Source organism: Mesorhizobium sp. CNPSo 4670 (assembly GCF_057784235.1).
This window is the reverse complement of record NZ_JBWJFQ010000014.1, coordinates 152,566-173,360: the sequence shown is the minus strand read 5'-3', so window position 1 is coordinate 173,360 and position 20,795 is coordinate 152,566. Positions and strand designations below refer to the sequence as shown.

The following is a 20,795-nucleotide window of genomic DNA, read 5'->3' as shown; positions in this document are numbered from 1 at the left end:
TTGCAGTGCCTCGATCAGCCTCAGACGGCGGCATCCGCGCGTCGCCGTGCCTCTCCAGCCAGCACCGCGCCTTCAATCAGTGCCGCGACTTCGTCCGCGACCGCCTGCAACGGGGCGCGGTCGCGGGTGGCGCGCGCGATCACCATCAGCCCTTCCAATGACGATTCGACCAGCAGCGCCAAGGCATGCGCGCGGCGTTCGGGCACCCCTGCCCTGACGAAGGCCTCTCGCAGCAAGCCGATCCATTGCTCGAAGGCCGACCGGCACAATTCGGCCAGCTCCGGCACATCGGTCGGCGAATCCAACACCACGGGTGCGATCGGGCAGCCGAGCGTGAATTTGTTCTCCTCGAGCATGTGTCCGACCTCCTGGTAGATATGGTGGACGGCCACTGCCGGATCCCGCTCGGCGGCCAGCGCCTCGCCCAGCCTTTGCGTCACCTTATCGACGCTGTCACGCGTCACCTCGATGACCAGCTGGTCCTTGCCGCCGGGAAAATGGAAGTAGAGCGAGCCGCGCGGCGCACCGCTAGCGCTCAAAATGTCGTTGAGCGAGGTGCCGTGATAGCCGCGCTGCCTGAGCAGCAGCGCTGTCGTCTCGAGTATGCGGGTGCGGGTGTCGTTGGCCATGTCAACCTCTGTCAGCAGTCATCATTATAGGTCTTGCATCGAATATGACAATTGGTCTACATAATATGTAGATCAGTCTACATATTATAGGAGGAGCCGACATGCACGCCTATCGTCTTGAAGGGCCCGGCGGGACCGAATGCCTGGTGATGCGCGACGAGGTGCGGCCGGAGCCGAAACCGCATGAGATCGTGGTGCGCGTTCGCGCCACCTCGCTCAACCGGCGCGATACGATGATCCTCAACGGCACCTATCCGCTGACGCCGCGCCAGGGCATCGTTCCCCTGAGCGACGGGGCTGGCGAGATCGTCGCCATCGGCGATGCCGTCACCCGCTTTGCCGTTGGCGATCGTGTGACCGGTAGCTATTTCGCCCGCTGGGTCGACGGCCGTATCAACGCCGGGCTCATCGACCAGCTCGGCTGCACGCTGGACGGCATGCTGGCCGAATATGCCGTTCTCGACGAGCAATGGGCTGTGCGCCTGCCCGATCATCTTGACTGGCATGAAGCAGCAACGCTGACCTGCGCCGGCCTGACCGCCTGGAATGCGGTGACAGGCGCCGGAATTCCGAAGCCTGGGCAGTGGGTTCTGGTCATCGGCTCGGGCGGCGTCTCGCTGTTTGCGCTGCAGTTCGCCAAGCTGCTCGGCTGTAGCGTCGTCGCCGTCACCTCTCGCCGCGAGAAGGCCGACAGGCTGCGGGCGCTGGGCGCCGACCTTGTGATCTCGACATCGGAGATGCCCGAATGGGGTGCGACTGTCCGCGACCAGACAGGCGGCATCGACCTCGTCGTTGAGACCGGCGGCCCGGCGACATTCGCGCAATCGCTGATCGCCAGCACGCTCTACGGGCACATCGTGCTGCTGACGCTGCAGGACCAGCAAGGCAGGTCAATCGAGATGCCGGCAGCGCTCTACCAGCGCAGCCTCGCTACCATCAGCCGCCTTTTCGTCGGCAGCCGGTCCAATCTCGAAGCCATGCTGCGCGCTGTCTCACAGCATAGGCTGCGGCCCGTCATCGACAAGGTCTTTGCCTTCACAGAGGCCGGCGCTGCGTACCGCTATTTCCAGCAGGGCGACGTCTTCGGGAAAGTGGTCGTCGACTGCGCCTGACTCATCCGTTTCTCACAACCAAAGGAGTGCAGACAATGACAATTCGTGAAGCCTCGGCCGAGTGGCAAGGCACGCTGAAGGAAGGTTCGGGCCGGCTACGGCTCGGCAGCGGCGCGTTCGAAGGCGCCTATTCCTTCCCGTCGCGGTTCGAAAACGGTCCCGGCACGAACCCGGAGGAACTGATTGCGGCAGCGCATGCCGGCTGCTTCTCGATGGCTTTGAGCGCCATACTGGGTGGCGCCAAGTACATCCCGACAAGCATCAGCACGATCGCCAAGGTGCATCTCGGCGCAACCGCTGCCGGTCCGACGATCACCCGCATCGAAATTGAGACCCAAGCCGAGATTCCCGGCATTGCCCCGGACGAGTTCCAGAACCTAGCGGAAACGGCGAAAGCGGCATGCCTTGTGTCGCGCGCCCTGGCCGGCGTGGCAACCATCACGCTCAAAGCCGATCTCGTCGCGACCGCCGCTACGCAACAATGAAATCAGGAGGATGAGATGAAACAGGACAGCATCGTGACCGTTCATCCGGACGAACAGTCCAGGCAGACAGCTGAAATCATGCAGCGCTTCAACGACGTGTTCCAGCTGCATGACCCGTCGGCACTCGCCGGCCTGGTCGCCGAACACTGCGTGATCGAAAACACCGTCCCGGCACCGGACGGCGCCCGTCATGTCGGTCGGGAGGCATGCGTCCAGCTGTGGTCGGCGATCGCCACCCAGCCCGGCACGCGATTCGACCTTGAAGAGACATTCGTTGCGGGCGAACGGGCGACGATCCGTTGGCGCTACTGGCTCGCCGACGGCAACTCCATCCGCGGCATCAATCTGATGCGCGTCGAGGACGGGCTGATCGTCGAAGCGATGGGGTACGTCAAGGGATAGCCCCCCTGACCGCTCGCCGCTACCGGTCTGCCAACGCCAGTTTTGCGCCGAGCATGACAAAGGCGCCGGCGAAGGTCCGGCGCATCCACGTCAGCACCATCGGCCGCGACACGACATGGCTGCGGATCGAGGCGGCGAAGATGCCGTAGCCGACGAAAACAACGAAGGTCAAAAGCATGAAGACGGAGCTGAGCTCCAGCATCTTCGACAGCGCATTGGGCTCGGTGGTGCTGACGAATTGCGGCAGGAAGGCGAAGAAGAAGATCGACAGTTTCGGATTGAGCACGTTGACGAGGACGCCGGTCGCAATCACCTTGCCGGCGGAGCGCGGCGTCACATCCTGCTCGACGCTCAGGCCACCCTTCTCCTTCAGCGTGTTCCAGGCCATGTAGAGCAGATAGGCGACGCCAAGGTATTTCAGCGTCTCGAAGGCAACCGCGCTTGTGTGCAGCAGCGCCGCAAGGCCGGTGATGGCGGCTGCCATATGTGGAATGATGCCGAGCGTGCAGCCGAAGGCGGCGATGATCGAGGCGCGTGCGCCGCGCGAAAGGCCGGCGCTCAGCGTGTAGAGAACACCGGTGCCGGGCGAAGCGACGACGATCAGTGACGTCAAAAGAAATTCGATGTTCACGGTGGTTTCCTCCGGCGCCCTGCCCTGTCGCAGCGTAGCCAGCAAGGAGGTTACACACAAGCCGCCGGAAGTCGGCGCCGGTGCGTGTCGTCCAAGAGTGCGCAGCGGTTTTGCGACAACCTGCGCGAAAAAAAGACTTTAAGACGTCGGTAATCCGTGCGCGCTGCGCGCCATCAGGCAATCGTCGTCGCCCGGCATGCAGGCGCGGCAGACATCCGGGCGGACTTCATAGATGCCGCAAGCGGTCGACTTGCCGATCTCGCCGGAGAGCGCCGAGCAGCGCACGCCATCGCAGCGCATGCCGGACAAGTTGGCCGCCACATATTTTTCCGGGATGCGGTCGAGCTGGGCGTCATCCTCGGTGGAAAAGCGCGGCCACTCCGCCGAATAGGAACAGCAGGCGCCGCAGCTCTGGCAGTCGAAGACAGGGCCGGTGCTGCGTTGCGACGACGAAAGACTTGCAGCGGCCGCCAAGGCGAACAGTCCCGGCTCGGCAGGGTTGTGATCGGCGTCTTGCGGCAAGGTGTTATTTCTTCTTGCCTGTCTTGCCCTTTGGCGCATCCACCGGCGACTTGAACAGATCGGTCGCGGCTTCGCCGGCTTTTGGCGCCGCAACCGGCTTGGCCGGTTTTGCAGCAGCTGGCGTTGCAGGCTGGTCCTTGGCGGAGAATTTTATGGCCATGTCAGTCCTCGTCGACGAAACGCGATGATGGAGCGCGTGGATTGCGCAAGCGGCCGATCAGCGCCGAAACCGCCGTGATGTTCATTTCCTCGGGCGACCAGTTCTTCACCGCCTCGATGTGGTGGGGCGCCAGTTCGCGATGCGTGCTGCCGCTGTAGGCGGCATCCTGATAAGTCACCCGCTCATGCGTCTTGGTGTCTTCGCGGACATACTCGATCAGGTAGTTCGGGCACTCAGCCCGGCCACGCACGCCGACGCGCACCTGGGCGTCGCCATGGGCACGCTTGCAGCGTTCGAGTTTTTCCAGCACGCGCCGGACATATTCGACCGGCTTGTCGAGGCCTTCGACCATGTCGGCAATGGTCGCATCGGTCGCGATCGGCGTAGGCGGGACGCGCTTGGTGGCCATCAGCGTTTTCCGACTCGTTTCGGCAAAGCGGCGAGAGCCGCGGCCGCGGCCATCTCATCGGCCTCCTTCTCCAGGCGCTGTTCGCGCAGCCGCGCGGTCTTGGCTTCCCGTGCCTCGCTGACGGCATCGCGCTCGGAAATGATGCGGTTGAGCGACATAGACTGGGTCTGCGTCTTGCTGAACAGGGACGCGGCCTGATCAGGGGCTGTCTTCGAACTGGCGGTCAAAATCTTTCTCCTGTCAGGAGGTGGTGCAGACATGGCGAGACCGGGTCATCGGTCAGGACCACGCACAATGCAATACGGCAGCGGATTCAAATTGCTGGAGCGTCCCTTAGCACGTTCAGGCCGACGCGCAGTGCACTTTCGGCGGCAAGACGCGCAAAATGAAAAAGGCCAGGCACCGCCTGACCTCCCCATGAGAGCGCCGCGCATCCAACGGATGCAAGGCAACGCCCTTCACATGCGCATGCCGTAGAAACTCAAGTCTCCGCGGCCATGCGCCCGAATTCGCCATTCACCGGTGCCAGTACATCCGTGGTCACCGGGAAGGCTGAATTCTGTTTTCAGGCCGCCTTCAACTGGTCGGCGGACATCTTGCCCGACTTGTTGTCGCGGACCATCTCGTAGCCGAGCTTCTGGCCCTCGACGATGTCGCGCATGCCGGCGCGTTCTACGGCCGAGATGTGGACAAAAACGTCGGCCGAGCCGTCGTCAGGCTGAATAAAACCAAAACCCTTGGTGGCGTTGAACCATTTAACTGTGCCGGTGCTCATGACGAACCCTTTCCATGGCAAATATTCGTTAATCGCGGTGCGAATGCACAACGATTTTTGTCTCGATTTTTGATGGGGAAGTTCGTCAAAGGCGCGCATGCGTGCGCGGATAACAAAAGTCGGTCAAACAAATATCGACGAAATTCTTGTAGGCTTCTTTTTGCGCCGTGTCAATTTCTGGTTTAGCCGCCATCGAGATCAGGCGCAAAGTTGTCCGGCGAGAAGGAAACGAAACGCCGCCGCTCCAAAAAAACGCAACATGCAGGGAACCAGACCGGCGCCCGCGCATTTTACCTATGTCGTCAGCAGTTCATGAGAGCAATCGAAGGAAAGGTTGACGGCAAAAGACGCCTCCCGCGCGATAAAAGGCGCGAGGGGCGTTTTTGTTTTTGCCCTCACATCACGGCGGTCATCATCGGCAGGATCTCGTATCGAAAGCCCAACCCGGAACGAACCGTCGGGTCCGCCTCGGTCAGCGCCCGGACGGCCGCCTCATCGTCGGCACGCACAATACCGAGCCCCCAGGGACCGGCAGGATCGGCGACCGGCCCAAACAGGATGACACCCCCCTCACCCAATTTGCCGCGCAGATAGTCCGAGTGCTGCTTCATCAGTGTTTTTTCTGCATCGGTCAGGGTGAAGGCAAAGTCGGGCCGAGGCGGGATCAGCCGGCAGTGGAACACGCCTTGTGGCTTGCTGCCGGCTTCATCGGTGAGGAAAGTAGCCAGCCAGCCGAGCACGCGCTCCCAGCCGGAGCCGTGATCGCGGCATGCGCCTTGGCGGACGCCAAACCCTTCATGGCGTAAGGTCAGCCGCGTTCCGGCATCCACCGACTCGAGCATGTAGGTCACGGTGGTGACGTTGTCGCCGTCCCATGGCGCTTTCCACGTCAGCACCAGAAGGTGCGGCGGCTCGACCTTGAGATATTCGCCCTGGACATGAAAGTCCTGGCCGTCGGCGCTCATGCCTTCCGATCGCCATGCGCCGCCCGGCCGCAAGTCGGCAGTATGTCTCGTCGTCCGGTAAAGTTCGTCCGCCCCCCACCAGAGCGGTATCTGGTCGTCCGCCGTCAACGCGCGAAACACCCGCTCGGGCGGCACCGCAATCGTCACCGTGGCGAGAATCGTGCCCGCCGACACATCGGCGATGGCGCGCGGTCTGTCGTTGTTGGCCATCATTCATTCTCCAGGTAGGACTTCAGGTTGCCGAGGCTCGCTTGCCAGAAATCGCGATAGGGCAAGATCCAGTCGGCCACGTCCTTCAACTCCGCCGGCTCCAGCCGGTAGAGCCGCTCGCGGCCATACTTCTGTTCGGAGACGACCCGCAGTTCGCGCAGGACCCTGAGATGCTTGGAGATCGCTGGCCGGCTCTGCGAAAAAGCCGAGGCAAGTTCGTTTACAGGCGCCGGCCCCTGCCGCAAGCGGTCGAGGATCGCGCGCCGCGTCGGATCGGCAATTGCGCGGAAAACCGAACGGTCGGGGTCAGCCTGCGGCATAATACGTATCCATTTGGTTACGTATTATGCCGTATTGGTGCTCCGGTCAATTCCCGCTCGCGGCCGATTCCGGATGGGTGTGAAGCCTGCCTCGATCCAAGCCAAACACGCCTGGCGTTGCCGCCGACATCCGCGAAGGTCATACCCGCTGGCTGCTGGAAGAGCCGGGTTGGGAGACAATCGCGGAAGCGGTGGCCGACTTCCTCGACCAGCACTGGCCGGAGAGACAGGCGCCCCTCAGCCGTATCGCCTGAAACCATATTTGCGGTTGTGAGGCTCGAAGCCGCACGCCAAGTCAGTCCTGTTCGTGCGGACCGGGCTCGGGCCAGGTTTCCTTGGCCGCTTCCGCGTACCAGTGACGCATTGCCGGCGTTGAGAGCACCGCATCGACATAGGCTCTGATATCTGGCGCCAGGGCACCGCCATAGGTGTCGAAGCGGGTGACGATGGGCGCATACATGGCGTCGGCCGCGGTGAAATGGCCAAATAGGAACGGGCCGCCCCTGCCATGTTTTTCCCGGCACTCGCGCCACAGTGTCTCGATGCGCTCCCGCTGCGCCTCGCCCTCGGCGTCGAGCGGCTTGTGGCCTTTCGGGCGACGCAAATTCATCGGCCAGCCATAGCGGACCTCGCGAAAACCGGAATGCATCTCGGTCGCAACGGAGCGCGCCAGCGCGCGGGCGCCGATATCGGCCGGCCAGAGATTTTTCTCGGGAAACAGGTCGGCAAGATATTCAAGGATGGCAAGAGTTTCCCAGATGATCCTGCCATTGTGATTCAAGACTGGCACCAGCCCGGTCGGCGAAATCTTGCCGAGATTGGCAGCGGTCTCGGGCGTGCGCAGCCGCACGAACCCCTCCTCGAACGGAATCTCCAGATGCTTCATCGCCACCCAGGGCCGAAGCGACCATGAGGAGAAGCACTTGTTGCCGATATAGAGTGTGAATTCAGCCATTTTTCTCCCCGAGCGCACGATTGTCCTGAAGTCCTTTTGGCCTGCGCGTCATTGCAGCCTAGCCTGCCAGCCTTGCCGCCGAAAGCGGTTGCGCAACTTTGATCCGCGGCTGGGGAGGCTTGGAACCTAACCGACGCCGGCTCGTTAGCCTCCGCGGACGAATTCCCCGAATTCAAACTCCCAGGAGATGCGGAAAATGGTGAACAAGGATCAGGTCGCGGGCGTGGCCAAGCAGGTCAAGGGCTCGATCAAGGAAGCTGCCGGCAAGGCGACCGGCAACAGGCAGACCCAGGCCGAAGGCACGGCCGACAAGATCGCCGGCAAGGTGCAGAAGGCCTATGGCGACGTGAAGGACAAGGTCAAGAAGGCGCTCTGATCCCCATCGGGTATCGCTATTGCCCGGGAAAGGCGGCCGCCAGGGCCGCCTTTTTCATGTACCCCAGTCCTTGCTGAAGGCGTTGGTGAAGGCGACCTCGCCATGATCACCGGTCGCCTCGCCCAGCACCACGTCCATGGCGTCGCTGGTCACCCTGGCCAGCGCGAAGCCACCCATATAGGCAGCCTTCGGCTTGATGAGGTCGAGCCCGCCGCCGCGGTAGATCAGCGGTGTGTCGTGCTTGTGGCCGTGGAAGATGGCGACGACATTGTAGCCCTTCAGCGCCGCCAGCAGGGCCTGCCGGTCGGCCTCGCTCCACCAGTGCGGCGCGCCGGCACCGTCATCGTCATACGTCCTTTTGGCGGCATCCCACCGTTCTATCGAGAAGGTGTCCCAGCCATAGTGCTGGAACAGGATGACCGGGCGGCCATCCGCCGCGTAGGTCGCCAGATCCTGCTTCAGCCATGGCAGGCTGCTGTCGGCGCCGTGCCCGGTGTCGCCGGCGAAGCGATGCGTCTGGACGAGATGCAGGCCGCCCCAGTCCCAGGAATAGCAATCGGTGTCGACGTCGTAGTCGGTGGCCGGCACCGGCGGCTTGAAGAACACGCCGGCGCGGTGATTAACCTCGACATAGTCACGCATTTCGCGCCGGTACCAGTCGACATGGTGCGGCGGGCCGTTCTGGTCGAGATCGTGGTTGCCGAGCCCGACATAGACCGGCACGTGTACCCGATCGGAACCGACACCTTGCTGGTAGCGCTGGCTGAACTGGAGCAGTTGGGTGCCCTCGCTCGGCTGTGTGAGCTGGCCGCCGCCATCGTCGGTGATGTCGCCGCCGACGACAAGGCCAAGCGGCGTGCCGATACGGCTGCCGGCGGAACGCAGGCCGGTGGCGACGCCGTTGATCTCGGCCGGCCAATCCTTGTCGCCGAGGCCGTTCAGCGCGGCGATGTTGCGCAGCAGCGCGGCGTCGGTCTTGCCTTCCTTTTGGCAGTTGGGGCTCAAGCCGCTCGCCATGCGACAGGCATGGACATCTGCGATGAACAGGAAGGTGGCGTCGATCGGCTGGACCCGCTGCCCGGTCTGGCTGCGTGCCGGGCACGACAACGCGCCGGCCGCGGCAAATCCCGCGGCCCGGGCCAGAAAGCTGCGTCGAGAAAACAAACCAGGCGAGCGGCGATTCATCATGAGGTGAACTTCAGCATGGAGAGCGGCCGGCCGTCCAGTTCAACGCGCGACATCGCGACAGCAGCGTGAAAGGACAGCTCGACCACGTTTCGGATTACTTCCAGGCCTCCCCCCGCGCCGGCAGGCAGTCGCGCAGCGCACCCGCATCCTGCGCCGTCTTGGCCATCGACATGGCGCCGGAATATGTGGCTACGGCAAGTGCTGCAAAGCGCTTCGGGTCGGTGCCTTGCTCCCTGCCCGCCTGCTGGTCGGCCCTGACCTTGTCGGCGATCGCCTGGCGCCATGCCGAAAAGATGCGGGCAAGTGCCGTCCGGAAATCGGGATCGGCGAGCGACAGTTCATGCGCCAGATTGTTGAGCGGGCAGCCGCGCACGAAACCCTGTTGTTCCAGTTCCGCCGCCACGGCCTCGAACACCGCGCGCACGCCCTCGCGTGCCGAAGCCGCCGCCCGCACCGGCGCGATCCATGTCACTTCGACCGCTGCGGCCACACGCTCGTCGATCACCGCCAGTGCCAGCGCCTTCTTGGTCGGGAAATGGTGATGCAGCGCGCCGCCGCTGACACCTGCCGCCACCATCAGGTCGCCGAGGCTGGAGGCATGATAGCCGCGCGCCTGAAACGCCGCCTCCGCGACATCGAGCACCTTGCTACGCATGCCTTCGGGGTCGTTGACGCGTTTTCGCGACCGAAGCCTCGGTCGCGTTGTGATCTCTGCTAACATTGCCGAACAATAGCATGTTGACAAAACAGGACAACCGGTCTGTTTATGAACAGGACAACCGCCCTGTTTTTGGAGACTGACGGATGAACCTGCCCCTGAATGCCACGCCGAAACCCGCGGTGCTCGCCTCGCTGGTCGAGCTGCGGCAATACACGCTGAAGCCCGGCAAGCGTGACACGCTCATCGACATCTTCGACGGCAGACTGATCGAGGGCCAGGAGGACGTCGGGATGACCATCATCGTCCAGTACCGGGATCTCGATCGTCCGGACATGTTCGTCTGGATGCGCGGCTTCGACGGCATGGACGCGCGCAGGCATGCACTGACCGCCTTTTATGGCGGGCCGGTCTGGGCGGCGCACAGCAATGCGGCCAATGCGACAATGATCGATTCCGACGATGTGTTGCTGCTCAAGCCGGCATGGCCAGGCGCCGGTTTCGACCTCTCGGGCACACCACGGGCAGGCTTGACCGCTGACAAAAAAACAAACCGGAACAAGCCCCTGTCGGCCATTGTTGTGATCCAGATTCATCATTTGCGGCCCGGCGCCGAGGCCATTTTCGCCAATCGCTTCGAGACCGAAATGGTGCCGCTGATGACCGCGCCCGGCGCGCGCCTGCTCGCCGCGTTCATCACCGAGCATGCCGAAAACAGCTTTCCGCGCCTGCCGGTACGGGCCAGCGAAAACGTCTTCATCAGCGTCATGGGATTTGACAACCCGCAAACACACGCCGGCCATGAGGCCAAATTTGCTGGTTCGCATGCTTGGAAGGCGTTTTGGCAAGCTGCCCGGCAGGATCTGACCAGACCAACCGAGACATTGCGTCTGTCCCCGACCTCGCGTTCACGACTTGGACAAAAGTTCGCTTGATCAGGATGGAGACGGTGCCGAAGCCCGGCAGGACGTGCCACCGGCACGCGCGTTGTTCGGGCGCTAATCGAACCCGAAACTCTTACCGATGGCGTTGGCAACAAAGGCCGGATCCTCCCAATGAGGATTGTGGCCACACTCCTCGGCGTGCACGAGGCTTGCCCCAGCAAGGGTATCCAACAGCGCCTGCTGATGCGCGTCGCCGAACAGCGGGTCGTGCGCGCCGGCGATGATCAGCGTTCGAGCCTGCACGGCTCGCGCAGCCCCGCTCAGATCGGCGCGGAGAATTTCCTTCAGGGTCGCTTGCCAGCGTGATGCCGGCATCTCCGAGGCGTCCTTCGCCAGGCCAGCGAGAAAGGCCCGGGGCACGCCAGGCCGGCAGGCATGCCACCAGGCATAGAACGGGTCGGCCGGCGATATCGGGTCGCGCAGAGCCTGAACGCCCATGACCAATGGATGGTTCTGCGCCAGATCGAGCTTCAATGTACCGGCCAATAGCACCAGCCCGCCGATGAGCTCGTTATGCCGCGCAGCCAACGCGATAGCCACCATGGCGCCCAACGAATGGCCGACGAGCACCGGCCGGTCAAGCCGCAAGTGGGCGATCAGTCCGGCAATGTCACTTGCGAAATCGGCGATGCGGCAACCTTCGCCAGTTTGCGAGCCGCCGTGGCCGCGCAGATCCGGCATGATCAGCCGACGGCCGGCCAGATGCGGCGTCAGGAGCGAAAAGCTGCGGCTGGTGTCGGTGAAGCCGTGCACCAACAGCAGCGCCGGCTCGGCGCCGGCGACCTCGACATAGGCGATGTCGAGATCGCCGCTATTGACGAATTGCTTGCGGCCAGCCCAGCCGTCCTGTTCCGCCCAAGCATTCGGCAAGGCATCAAATGCTGCCGGTCTCACAGGCCAAGCTTTTCCTTGACCGCCGCAAGGCCGGGCTTGCCGTCGAATGTGGTGACGCCGGCAAGCCAGGTGTCCAGACGATCCTTGTTCAGCTTGATCGCCTTCAGCCCCGCCTCTTCCGGCTTCATGCCGTCATTGATCAGGTAACCCATGCCGACATTTTCAAAATCGATGTCAAAGGTGAGGTTTTTCAACAATTGCCCGGCATTCGGGCACTGTTGCAGATAGCCCTTGCGCGCTTGCGTGGTCACCGTCGCAGCACCGAGGTTGGGGCCATAAAATTTGTCGCCGCCGGTGAGATATTTGAAATCGTACATCGTGTTCATCGGATGCGGCGCCCAGCCCTGAAAGACGATGAACTGCTTTTCCTTGATCTCATAGCCGACCTCCGACAGCATGCCGGCTTCGCTCGACTCGACGACCTGCCAGCCGTCTAGGCCAAGCGAGGGATCGGCAATGGCGTCCATCATCAGTTGGTTCGAGCCGGGCTCGATGCCGTACATTTTCTTGCCGAACTTGTCGGCGAACTCGTGCAGGTCGGCAAAATCCTTGACGCCGGCGTCCCAGACGTAGGTCGGCACGGCGAAGGTGTATTTGGCGCCTTCCAGATTGACGCGCACGTCTTCGACCGAGCCATCCTTCTTGTAGGGCTCGTAGTAGGTGACCATGGCCGGATTCCAATAGCCGAGGAACAGGTCGAGATCGTTGTTCTTCATGCCTTCATAGATGACGTTGATGCCTAGCACCGAGCTCTGTGGCTGGTAACCGAGTGCACCCAGCAGAACATTGGCAACGCCGGTGGTGAAGGCCAGATCGTTCCAGCCGGGTTCGGCCATACGGACCGCCCTGCACTGTTCGGCCTCGGCCGCTTCAGCCGCATGACAGGCCAACGCCAGGGCAGCGAGACAGACGCCATTCGCAAGGATGCGGAACATTTCGGTTCTCCTCATTTTCAAAAATTGACCATCTGGTCTTTTTATTGTCCCATTGGTCAATTGTTGATCTGGACGGACGAAAATGTCAATGTGGAATCGCAATGCATGGATCGATCCCTTGAAACTCAAGCGTCTCAGCGAGATACGCCGCAAGGAACTGCGGCAGGCGGCGTTCGCGGTGCTGGAGCGCGAGGGCATTGCCGGCGCGACGCTGGAAAAGGTGGCGGCCCAGGCCGGCGCCTCGAAGGGAATCGTGCTGCACTATTTCCGCAACAAGCAGGAATTGTTCGAGCACGCGATGCGCGAAGCCAACGCCGTCCTGTGCCAGGCGGTGATCGCGCGCCTGCGCCGGGCGATCACCCCGATGGAGCGCATGGATGCCGTGATCGAGGGTAATTTCGAACCGCATCTTTTTCAGCCTCCTCTCTGCCATGCCTGGCTTTCGCTCTGCGCCGAGGTGCCGCGCGACGAGAAGATGGCGCGTATCCAGAGAGTGATCCACGCGCGCATGCGCTCGAACCTGTTGTCCGGCCTGCGCGGCCTTGCCTCGCCGGCGGATGCCGACGACATCGCGCTTGGCGTCACCGCGCTGATCGACGGGCTTTGGCTGCGGCTCGGCCTGCAGCCGGGCAGCGTCTCGCGCGAACAGGCGGTCCGCCAGGTCAAGAATTTTGTGGCAGGACGGCTTGCCATTCGGGCGCCCGTGCGAGAGCCGGCGGTCGAAGTTCATACGCTCGGATAGGTCGATGGCTTGACCGCAGCCGCTTATATGCGGTGCTCTCGATGGCCAAGCTGCCTCGGAGCGTAGAATGAGACTTCACGACAAGCGCGCGCTGGTTACCGGCGGATCGGACGGCATCGGCCTTGCGATCGCCGAGGCCTTTTCCCGCGAAGGTGCGGACGTCCTGATCGTAGGCCGCGACACCAAAAAGCTCGACGCTGCCGCCAGGCAGCTCGGCGGCAATGTCGAGACACTGTCGGCCGATCTTGCCACCAGCGCCGGCATCGAAGCCGTGGCCGGGCACGTGAAAAACTCCGGTCGGCCGCTCGATATCCTCGTCAACAATGCCGGGGTGGCTTTCCTGGTGCCGTTCGAGACCGTCAGCGAGGAGCAGTTCCAGCAATCCTTCGCGCTCAATGTGACGGCGGTGTTCTTCCTGACCCAGGCTCTGCTGCCGCATCTGGCAGCCGGCGCGTCGGTGATCAACATCTCGTCCTACTTCGCCAACAAGATGATCCCGAAGCGGCCGTCGAGCCTCTATTCCCTGTCGAAGGGCGCGGTGAACTCGCTGACCAAATCGCTGGCCTTCGAACTCGGCCCGCGCGGCATCCGCGTCAATGCCATCGCGCCCGGCAGTGTCGACACCGCCATGCGGCGCAGGACGGTCGACACCCTGCCGGCCGAGGCAAAGGTGGAGCTGACGGCCTATGTCGAGCGGAGCTATCCGCTCGGCCGCATCGGCCGCCCCGACGATCTGGCCGGAATCGCGCTGTATCTGGCAAGCGACGAGGCCTCCTGGACCAGCGGCGGCATCTTTGCGATCGACGGCGGCTACACGGCTGGGTGAGTGCCCCCGCTCTCCCGTCGAGGGGTGAAGGCTTCAACCGATTTGCATCCGTCCCGCCCGCAATCTCCGCTTGAAGCCATTTGTGCAACGCGATACGCCGTTGCCGACTTCGACAAGGAGAGACCCGTGACTGCTGCAAAGACCAGAACCGAAACCGACACGTTCGGCCCCATCGAAGTCGCCGCCGATCGCTATTGGGGCGCGCAGGCACAGCGTTCGCTTGGCAATTTCAAGATCGGCTGGGAAAAGCAGCCTGCATCGATCGTGCGCGCGCTCGGCGTCGTCAAGCGGGCGGCGGCCGAAGCCAACATGGAACTGAAGCGGCTCGACCCGGCGATCGGCAAGGTCATCGTCGAGGCGGCGCAAGAGGTGATCGACGGCAAGCTCAACGATCATTTCCCGCTGGTCGTCTGGCAGACCGGTTCGGGCACGCAGTCCAACATGAACGCCAACGAAGTGATCTCCAACCGGGCGATCGAGATGCTGGGCGGCGTCATGGGCTCGAAGAAGCCCGTGCATCCCAACGACCACGTCAACATGAGCCAGTCGTCGAACGACACCTATCCGACCGCCATGCACATCGCTTGCGCCGAGCGCATCGTGCATGACCTGCTGCCGGCGCTGAAGCACCTGCACAAGGCGCTCGACGCCAAGAGCCGGGCATTCGCCCACATCATCAAGATCGGCCGCACGCACACGCAGGATGCCACCCCCCTCACCCTCGGCCAGGAATTCTCGGGCTATGCCGCACAGGTCGCCTCGTCGATCAAGCGCATCGAGCTGACGCTGCCCGGCCTGCAGGAACTGGCGCAGGGCGGCACCGCCGTCGGCACTGGCCTCAACGCGCCGGTCGGCTTCGCCGAAAGGGTAGCGGACCGCATCGCCGCCATCACCGGCATCGCCTTCGTCACCGCGCCGAACAAGTTCGAGGCGCTGGCAGCCCACGATTCCCTGGTGTTCTCGCACGGCGCCATCAATGCCTGCGCCGCCGCGCTGTTCAAGATCGCCAACGACATCCGCTTCCTCGGCTCCGGCCCGCGTTCGGGCCTTGGCGAACTGTCACTGCCGGAAAACGAGCCGGGCTCGTCAATCATGCCGGGCAAGGTCAATCCGACCCAGTGCGAGGCAATGACGCAGGTCTGCGTGCAGGTGTTCGGCAACAATGCATCCCTCACCTTCGCCGGCAGCCAGGGCCATTTCGAGCTCAACGTCTACAACCCGCTGATGGCCTACAATTTCCTGCAGTCGGTGCAGTTGCTCACCGACGCTTCGGTCTCCTTCACCGACAATTGCGTCGTCGGCATCGAGGCGCGAGAAGACAACATCAAGGCGGCACTCGACCGTTCGCTGATGCTGGTGACGGCGCTGGCGCCGACCATCGGCTATGACAATGCCGCCAAGATCGCCAAGACCGCGCACAAGAAGGGCACCACCTTGCGCGAGGAAGCGCTGGCCACCGGGCTGGTCAGCGAAGCCGACTACGACCGGCTGGTGCGGCCGGAGGACATGACGCATCCGGGGTAAGAGATTTGGCGACGGGAAAAATTACTCGCGTCGCGGCCTCACTCGACGCGAATTTTGCGTAAGTCGCCCGATCACGGAAACGTAAGTTCTGTGAACAATGTGTCGCCAGTCTGGCGGCTTTGGTGAACAGTCGGCTTGCTCTATTTGAGCTGTATTGAACCCTTCCCAGAGAGAGCCACCATGTCCATCAACACTTCAGTCGCCGGTTCCGGCGCTTCCAATGCCTCAGCCACCATCCTCCTCGGCCGCATCTTGCTTGCCGTCATCTTCCTGCTTTCAGGTTTCGGCAAGCTCACTACGATTGCCGGCACAGCCGCCTATTTCGGCAGCCTCGGCCTGCCCGTGCCGACCGCGACGGCCATCATCGTCGGCCTGATCGAGCTTCTCGGCGGCGCCGCCATCCTTGTCGGCTTCCAGACCCGGATTGCCGCCTGGGTGCTCGCTATCTTCACCGTCGCCACCGCGCTGGTCGCCCACACCGGTTGGGCCGATCAGATGCAGATGATCAACTTCCTCAAGAATCTGGGGATTGCCGGCGGCTTCATCGTGCTGGCCACCTCGGGCGCCGGCGCCTATTCGATCGACGCCAAGCGCGGCTGATCCACAGCCAGAATTCGAAAGCAAAAGCGGCGCGGACTTTTCCGCGCCGCTTTTTCGTTATCGGTGCACAAGTCCATGTCCGCATTTGCCAGCCGGATTTGCGCGCGCATTGCTGGTAAGATCGACCGTCGGATACGCAACAGGACCAGCCGGCTCGACCGACAACGGAGGTAAGCATGCCACGAAACGCACTGCTTCTGCTTTCCCGATTGCTGCTAGCCGCCCTGTTCGTACCCTCCGGCTTCCAAGCGCTTTCCGACATCGCCGGCACGACGGGCTATTTCGCCAGCCTCGGCCTGCCGCTGCCGACACTTGCAGCCTGGGGCACCGGTCTGTTCGAACTGATCGCCGGGCTGCTCATCCTGGTCGGTTTCCAGACCCTGATCACCGCGCTGCTGCTCGCCGCCTTCTGCATCGTCGCTGGTTTCATCGGCCACTACGGCCAGGGCGGCGACGACGCAATGCTCGCCTTCCTGCATTCGCAGATGCTGATGAAGGACATCGCCATATCGGGCGGCTCCCTGGCGCTGGCGATGGCCGGCGCGGGTGCCTGGTCGGCCGACGGGCGCGGTCCGGCGTAAGGCCTACTTGACCGATACGCTCTATTTCACCGAAACGCTCGGGCCGCCCTCGACGGCCAGCACCAGCCGGCGGTTGGTTATCCTTGCCAGTTGAGCCAGGCGGCCGGCCGGCCGTTCGCCATAGAGGTCGGCCAGCGATGCAGGCAGGACCAGCGCCAGCACGCCGTTGCCGCGCTGTTCCCATTTCAGCCGGGGCATGATGCCGGGCATCGATGCCGTGAGCAGGTAGACGACGCGCATCATCGCCGCCAGCACGCGTGCCCGCTCCAGGTAACGCGGCGAAGCCAGCGCCTTGATTTCGGGTGCGATCGCTTCGTTGAAGATGCCGTCGTGACGATAGGCGTTGGCCAGTGCCAGGAAGGCACGGCCGGGATGGTCGACGCCGAAGAAGGACGCATGCGCGATGATGTTGAGCGACTGCTTGCCGCGATATTCGGGATGCGCGCGCCAGCCGATGTCGGCCAGCAATGCGGCAGCGTGGCGATAGCGCGCCTCGTCCTCGGTTTCGTCGATGCCGAAGGCGGCAAAGGTCCTGGCGGTCCAGTCGACAAGTTCATGCGCATGGGTGACGGAGCGTGAGCGCAGCCGGGCGAGTTCCTCCGACGCCGAAATCAATGGATCGGCCTTCTGCTCGGCCTGGTCGAGCAGCGAATAGAGAAAGCCCTCGCGCACGCCGAGCGCCGAGACGATGATCTTCGACGGCTGCATCGCCGCCATGATCTCCTGCAGCACGATGGCGCCATAAGGCAGCAGAGAACGGCGGTTCTTCGAAACGCCTTCGATGCCCTTGACCTTCTCGATCTCGGCCTTGGCCACCTGCTTGAGGAAGTTCGTCGCACTTTCGGCGCTGATCTCGTAATGGTGCATGACGCCAAGTGGGTAATTGGTCATTTCCATGTGCAGCCGGGCGAGATTTCGCCAGGTGCCGCCGACCGCGTAGAAAGGCCTGCCCTGCCCGCCTTTCAACAGCTTGGCTCTCGACAGTTCGTCACGCGTGATCTTGGCCGCCTGGGTCAGCGAGTTCTTCGCCATGTCCTGCAGGCGCAGGCCGCCCAGCGGCAGCGTTATGCCGTCGCCGATCGCCTCGCCGTTGACGTCGACCAGTTCCAGACTGCCGCCGCCCAGATCGCCGGCGATGCCATTGGCCGGGTGGAAGCCCGAAATGACGCCGAGCGCCGAATAATAGGCTTCCTGGCGGCCACTGATCACACGTATCTCGGTCTTGAGCACGTCCTCGGCGCGATGGATGAAATCGGGACCGTTGATCGCCTCGCGGGCCGCGGCGGTGGCCAGAACATACATGTGCTCGGCGCCGGCCTGGTCGGAGAGCGCGCGAAAGCGGCGGAACTCTTCCATCGAGCGCGTTACCGCCTCGGGGTCGAGCTTGCCGGTGGAAACGATGCCGCGGCCGAGGCCGGCCAGCATCTTTTCGTTGAACAGCATGGTCGGCGAGCGCGCCAGCCCCTCATAGACGACGAGACGGATCGAATTCGACCCGATGTCGATGATGGATAGCGGTCGGCGGTCCTGCAACCGGCCCTGGGAATCAGACAGCATCAGGTGGACGCTGCGGCGTTCTTCTTGCGGCGCTTGAACTGCGCGATGCGCTTGGGCGCATGCGACTTCAGCGCGTCACCCCGTCCCGACAGGCTCGGATTGGTCATGAAATATTCCTGCGCGTTGAACGGTTCCTCGCCCTCCTCCAGCACGACGCGCCGGGAGGTTCCATCAGCCAATACGTCGAAACTTTGCTGATTGTCCATGATGTTGCCCAGCATGATCTGGCCCAGGATCTGTTCATGCACAGTTGCATTGGTGATCGGCACCATGGTCTCGACGCGGCGGTCGAGATTGCGCGGCATGAGGTCGGCCGACGAGATGTAGACGATCGCCTCGTCCGATGGCAGCCCATGGCCATTGCCGAAGCAATAGATGCGGCTGTGTTCCAGAAAGCGGCCGACGATCGACTTGACCCTGATATTTTCCGACAGGCCCGGCACCTGCGGCCGCAGGCAGCAGATGCCGCGCACAACGAGGTCGATCTCGACGCCGGCACGGCTGGCGTCATAGAGCGCGTCGATGATGATCGGATCGACAAGCGCGTTCATCTTCATCCAGATGCGCGCCGGTCTCCCGTCCACCGCATGAGCAACCTCGTCGGCAATATGCTTCAAGATGCGGCTTCTCAGCGTGAACGGCGAGATTGCCAACCGCATTTCATCCGTCGGCTCGGCATAGCCGGTGATGAAATTGAAGAGCTGGGCGACATCGCGGGCAATCGTCGGGTCGGTGGTGAAGAAAGACAGATCGGTGTAGATGCGCGCGGTGACCGGATGGTAGTTGCCGGTGCCGAGATGCACATAGTTGCGCAGCTTGCCGTCCTCGCGCCGCACCACCAGCGACATTTTCGCATGGGTTTTCAGCTCGAGGAAGCCGAACACGACCTGCACACCGGCGCGCTCCAGGTCGCGCGCCCAGCGGATGTTGGCTTCCTCGTCGAAACGCGCCTTGAGCTCGACCAGCGCGGTCACCGACTTGCCGGCCTCGGCGGCATCAACCAGCGCGCGCACGATCGGGCTGTCGTTGGAAGTGCGGTAAAGCGTCTGCTTGATCGCCACCACTTCCGGATCGGCCATCGCCTGGCGCAGGAACTGCACCACCACATCGAAGGATTCGTAGGGGTGATGGACGACGATGTCCTTCTCGCGGATGGCGGCGAAGCAGTCGCCGCCGTGCTCGCGGATGCGCTCGGGAAAGCGCGGATTGTAGGGCGTGAACTTGAGGTCGTCGCGCGGGACCGCGACGATCTCGGAAATCTGGCTGAGCGCCAGCGGACCGGTCAGAACGCTGATGCGGCTCGACGATACGCCTAGCTCGCCGGCAACGAATTCGCGCAGTTCCGCCGGCATCAGGACGTCAAATTCGATGCGGATCACCGACCCGCGGCGGCGGCGCTTCAGCGCCGTCTCGAACAAGCGCACCAGATCCTCGGATTCCTCCTCGACCTCGATATCACTGTCGCGGATGATGCGGAACGTGCCGGAGCCCTTGACCTCATAACCCGGGAACAGCTTGCCGATGTAAAGGCCGACCGCCTCTTCCAGAGGGATGAAGCGGACATGGTGCTTGCGGTCCGGCAGACGGATGAAGCGCTTCAGCGCCACCGGCAGGCGCAGAAGCGCGCTCATCTCTTCGCCGTTCTTGCGGTGGCGCAATTGCAGCGCCATCGAGAAACCGAGATTAGGGATGAACGGGAACGGATGCGCCGGGTCGATCGACAGCGGGGTCAGCACCGGAAACACCTGCTCCTGGAAATGGTCTTCCAGCCAGATTTTTTCGTCCTTGGTCAGTGCGTCACGGGTGATGCTCTCGATGCCTTCCTTGTTGAGCAGCACGATGAGTGCCGAAAGACTCTTCTGCTGGTCTTCCTGCAGCCGTTCGACCTCCCGCAGCAGTTGTTCGAGCTGTTGTTCGGGGGTGCGGCCGTCAGGGCTCTTCAGCGTGATGCCCTCGCGCACCTGGCCGGCAAGACCGGCGACGCGGACCATGAAGAACTCGTCGAGGTTGGCGGCCGAGATCGACAAGAAACGGACGCGCTCCAGCAACGGATGATTGAGGTTCAGCGACTCCTCGAGAACGCGCCGGTTGAACTGCAGCCAGGAAAACTCCCGGTTGACGAAGCGATCCGGGTTGCCGCCCTCCGGGCGAGCCACCTCGACATTCACGAATTCGCTCTGCACCGGCTTCAGTTCGTTCATTTTTCCTGCTCTTCCCTCACGCTCCGCCGCCGAGCGACGCAACCTTCCCGGATGCGCCGCAGGTGCCCTGAAGCGAGGCCTGACCCTCTCCGTAAACCGATTCCGTTTTCGGGGTCATTGCCTTAACCGGCTTAACTTATCCTCTGACAGGCTTTTGCGACAGTTTGATTTCATCGAACTTGCAAAGAGGCCGG

General features: G+C 62.9%; 27 protein-coding genes. 10 read left to right on the top strand and 17 right to left on the bottom strand.

Translation table 11 applies throughout. The features are described 5' to 3' along the window. Positions 1-20: 20 nt before the first annotated feature. Complete coding sequence (locus tag AC0ZT5_RS22845) at positions 21-629, bottom strand: TetR/AcrR family transcriptional regulator (protein ID WP_488498280.1); 609 nt, start codon at positions 627-629, stop codon at positions 21-23. 101 nt (positions 630-730) lie between these two features. On the opposite strand from AC0ZT5_RS22845, the gene AC0ZT5_RS22840 reads away from it, so the two are divergent. The 3 genes from AC0ZT5_RS22840 to AC0ZT5_RS22830 are packed head-to-tail and all read left to right on the top strand — an operon-like array spanning position 731 to position 2,628. Beyond that, positions 731-1,741 (top strand): zinc-dependent alcohol dehydrogenase family protein, encoded by a 1,011-nt coding sequence (locus AC0ZT5_RS22840; RefSeq protein WP_488498279.1) that lies wholly within the window; start codon positions 731-733, stop codon positions 1,739-1,741. 35 nt (positions 1,742-1,776) lie between these two features. Then, positions 1,777-2,226, top strand: a complete 450-nt coding sequence (locus tag AC0ZT5_RS22835) for an OsmC family protein (protein ID WP_488498278.1) — start codon at positions 1,777-1,779, stop codon at positions 2,224-2,226. Positions 2,227-2,241: 15 nt separating this feature from the next. Next, positions 2,242-2,628, top strand: a complete 387-nt coding sequence (locus AC0ZT5_RS22830) for a nuclear transport factor 2 family protein (protein ID WP_488498277.1) — start codon at positions 2,242-2,244, stop codon at positions 2,626-2,628. A 19-nt stretch (positions 2,629-2,647) separates the two neighbouring features. On the opposite strand, the gene AC0ZT5_RS22825 is transcribed toward AC0ZT5_RS22830, so the two are convergent. The 10 genes from AC0ZT5_RS22825 to AC0ZT5_RS22780 all read right to left on the bottom strand — a co-directional run bounded on the left by AC0ZT5_RS22825 (position 2,648) and on the right by AC0ZT5_RS22780 (position 7,575). Continuing rightward, the gene (locus AC0ZT5_RS22825; protein WP_488498276.1) at positions 2,648-3,259 is read right to left on the bottom strand and encodes a LysE family translocator; all 612 of its coding nucleotides are present in this window, start codon (positions 3,257-3,259) and stop codon (positions 2,648-2,650) included. 138 nt (positions 3,260-3,397) lie between these two features. Next, positions 3,398-3,781: a YkgJ family cysteine cluster protein gene (locus AC0ZT5_RS22820; protein ID WP_488498275.1), complete on the bottom strand. Its 384-nt coding sequence runs from the start codon at positions 3,779-3,781 to the stop codon at positions 3,398-3,400. A gap of 4 nt (positions 3,782-3,785) precedes the next feature. After that, positions 3,786-3,941 carry a hypothetical protein gene (locus AC0ZT5_RS22815; RefSeq protein ID WP_457150660.1) on the bottom strand — a complete coding sequence of 52 codons (156 nt, stop codon included), beginning with the start codon at positions 3,939-3,941 and terminating at the stop codon, positions 3,786-3,788. A gap of 1 nt (position 3,942) precedes the next feature. Next, positions 3,943-4,350, bottom strand: coding sequence for a hypothetical protein (locus tag AC0ZT5_RS22810; RefSeq protein WP_488498274.1), 408 nt, complete (start codon positions 4,348-4,350; stop codon positions 3,943-3,945). Then, entirely contained in the window at positions 4,350-4,577 is a 228-nt protein-coding gene (locus AC0ZT5_RS22805) for a hypothetical protein (protein ID WP_488498273.1), read from the bottom strand. Before AC0ZT5_RS22805 ends, AC0ZT5_RS22810 begins: the two co-directional genes overlap by 1 nt. Before the next feature lie 338 nt (positions 4,578-4,915). After that, positions 4,916-5,125, bottom strand: coding sequence for a cold-shock protein (locus AC0ZT5_RS22800; RefSeq protein WP_010915421.1), 210 nt, complete (start codon positions 5,123-5,125; stop codon positions 4,916-4,918). 85 nt (positions 5,126-5,210) lie between these two features. Next, complete coding sequence (locus tag AC0ZT5_RS22795) at positions 5,211-5,414, bottom strand: hypothetical protein (protein WP_488498272.1); 204 nt, start codon at positions 5,412-5,414, stop codon at positions 5,211-5,213. 106 nt (positions 5,415-5,520) lie between these two features. Continuing rightward, entirely contained in the window at positions 5,521-6,300 is a 780-nt protein-coding gene (locus AC0ZT5_RS22790) for an SRPBCC domain-containing protein (protein ID WP_488498271.1), read from the bottom strand. Further along, positions 6,300-6,620: an ArsR/SmtB family transcription factor gene (locus AC0ZT5_RS22785; RefSeq protein ID WP_095086102.1), complete on the bottom strand. Its 321-nt coding sequence runs from the start codon at positions 6,618-6,620 to the stop codon at positions 6,300-6,302. The genes AC0ZT5_RS22790 and AC0ZT5_RS22785 overlap by 1 nt, the downstream gene beginning before the upstream one ends. Positions 6,621-6,915: 295 nt before the next feature. Next, the gene (locus tag AC0ZT5_RS22780) at positions 6,916-7,575 is read right to left on the bottom strand and encodes a glutathione S-transferase family protein (RefSeq protein ID WP_488498270.1); all 660 of its coding nucleotides are present in this window, start codon (positions 7,573-7,575) and stop codon (positions 6,916-6,918) included. Between the two features lie 187 nt (positions 7,576-7,762). Here AC0ZT5_RS22780 and AC0ZT5_RS22775 point away from each other — a divergent pair, with 187 nt between their 5' ends. Next, positions 7,763-7,951 (top strand): CsbD family protein, encoded by a 189-nt coding sequence (locus AC0ZT5_RS22775; RefSeq protein WP_488498269.1) that lies wholly within the window; start codon positions 7,763-7,765, stop codon positions 7,949-7,951. A gap of 54 nt (positions 7,952-8,005) precedes the next feature. On the opposite strand, the gene AC0ZT5_RS22770 is transcribed toward AC0ZT5_RS22775, so the two are convergent. Both AC0ZT5_RS22770 and AC0ZT5_RS22765 read right to left on the bottom strand, forming a co-directional pair. After that, positions 8,006-9,139 carry a metallophosphoesterase gene (locus tag AC0ZT5_RS22770; RefSeq protein ID WP_488498268.1) on the bottom strand — a complete coding sequence of 378 codons (1,134 nt, stop codon included), beginning with the start codon at positions 9,137-9,139 and terminating at the stop codon, positions 8,006-8,008. A 94-nt stretch (positions 9,140-9,233) separates the two neighbouring features. Next, positions 9,234-9,794, bottom strand: coding sequence for a TetR/AcrR family transcriptional regulator (locus AC0ZT5_RS22765; RefSeq protein WP_488498267.1), 561 nt, complete (start codon positions 9,792-9,794; stop codon positions 9,234-9,236). Positions 9,795-9,943: 149 nt separating this feature from the next. On the opposite strand from AC0ZT5_RS22765, the gene AC0ZT5_RS22760 reads away from it, so the two are divergent. Then, the gene (locus AC0ZT5_RS22760) at positions 9,944-10,732 is read left to right on the top strand and encodes an NIPSNAP family protein (protein ID WP_488498266.1); all 789 of its coding nucleotides are present in this window, start codon (positions 9,944-9,946) and stop codon (positions 10,730-10,732) included. A gap of 63 nt (positions 10,733-10,795) precedes the next feature. Here AC0ZT5_RS22760 and AC0ZT5_RS22755 read toward each other — a convergent pair whose 3' ends face one another. Together AC0ZT5_RS22755 and choX are read right to left on the bottom strand one after the other, a co-directional pair. Then, positions 10,796-11,635: an alpha/beta fold hydrolase gene (locus AC0ZT5_RS22755; RefSeq protein ID WP_488498265.1), complete on the bottom strand. Its 840-nt coding sequence runs from the start codon at positions 11,633-11,635 to the stop codon at positions 10,796-10,798. Continuing rightward, positions 11,632-12,570 carry a choline ABC transporter substrate-binding protein gene (choX, locus tag AC0ZT5_RS22750; protein ID WP_488498264.1) on the bottom strand — a complete coding sequence of 313 codons (939 nt, stop codon included), beginning with the start codon at positions 12,568-12,570 and terminating at the stop codon, positions 11,632-11,634. Before choX ends, AC0ZT5_RS22755 begins: the two co-directional genes overlap by 4 nt. A gap of 82 nt (positions 12,571-12,652) precedes the next feature. Here choX and betI point away from each other — a divergent pair, with 82 nt between their 5' ends. The 5 genes from betI to AC0ZT5_RS22725 all read left to right on the top strand — a co-directional run bounded on the left by betI (position 12,653) and on the right by AC0ZT5_RS22725 (position 16,843). Continuing rightward, complete coding sequence (gene betI, locus AC0ZT5_RS22745) at positions 12,653-13,312, top strand: choline-binding transcriptional repressor BetI (protein WP_488498263.1); 660 nt, start codon at positions 12,653-12,655, stop codon at positions 13,310-13,312. A gap of 67 nt (positions 13,313-13,379) precedes the next feature. Beyond that, positions 13,380-14,138, top strand: coding sequence for an SDR family NAD(P)-dependent oxidoreductase (locus tag AC0ZT5_RS22740; RefSeq protein ID WP_488498262.1), 759 nt, complete (start codon positions 13,380-13,382; stop codon positions 14,136-14,138). Between the two features lie 126 nt (positions 14,139-14,264). Further along, positions 14,265-15,662 carry a class II fumarate hydratase gene (gene fumC, locus AC0ZT5_RS22735; protein ID WP_488498261.1) on the top strand — a complete coding sequence of 466 codons (1,398 nt, stop codon included), beginning with the start codon at positions 14,265-14,267 and terminating at the stop codon, positions 15,660-15,662. A gap of 180 nt (positions 15,663-15,842) precedes the next feature. Beyond that, a complete protein-coding gene (locus tag AC0ZT5_RS22730; protein WP_488498260.1) occupies positions 15,843-16,262 on the top strand; it encodes a DoxX family protein in 420 nt (139 codons plus the stop codon). Between the two features lie 176 nt (positions 16,263-16,438). After that, positions 16,439-16,843, top strand: coding sequence for a DoxX family protein (locus AC0ZT5_RS22725; RefSeq protein ID WP_488498259.1), 405 nt, complete (start codon positions 16,439-16,441; stop codon positions 16,841-16,843). Between the two features lie 21 nt (positions 16,844-16,864). Here the strand turns inward: AC0ZT5_RS22725 and ppx are convergent, their stop codons facing one another. Beyond that, positions 16,865-18,400, bottom strand: a complete 1,536-nt coding sequence (gene ppx, locus AC0ZT5_RS22720; RefSeq protein WP_184871073.1) for an exopolyphosphatase — start codon at positions 18,398-18,400, stop codon at positions 16,865-16,867. Then, entirely contained in the window at positions 18,400-20,601 is a 2,202-nt protein-coding gene (locus AC0ZT5_RS22715) for an RNA degradosome polyphosphate kinase (RefSeq protein ID WP_488498258.1), read from the bottom strand. Before AC0ZT5_RS22715 ends, ppx begins: the two co-directional genes overlap by 1 nt. Between the last annotated feature and the right edge of the window lie 194 nt (positions 20,602-20,795).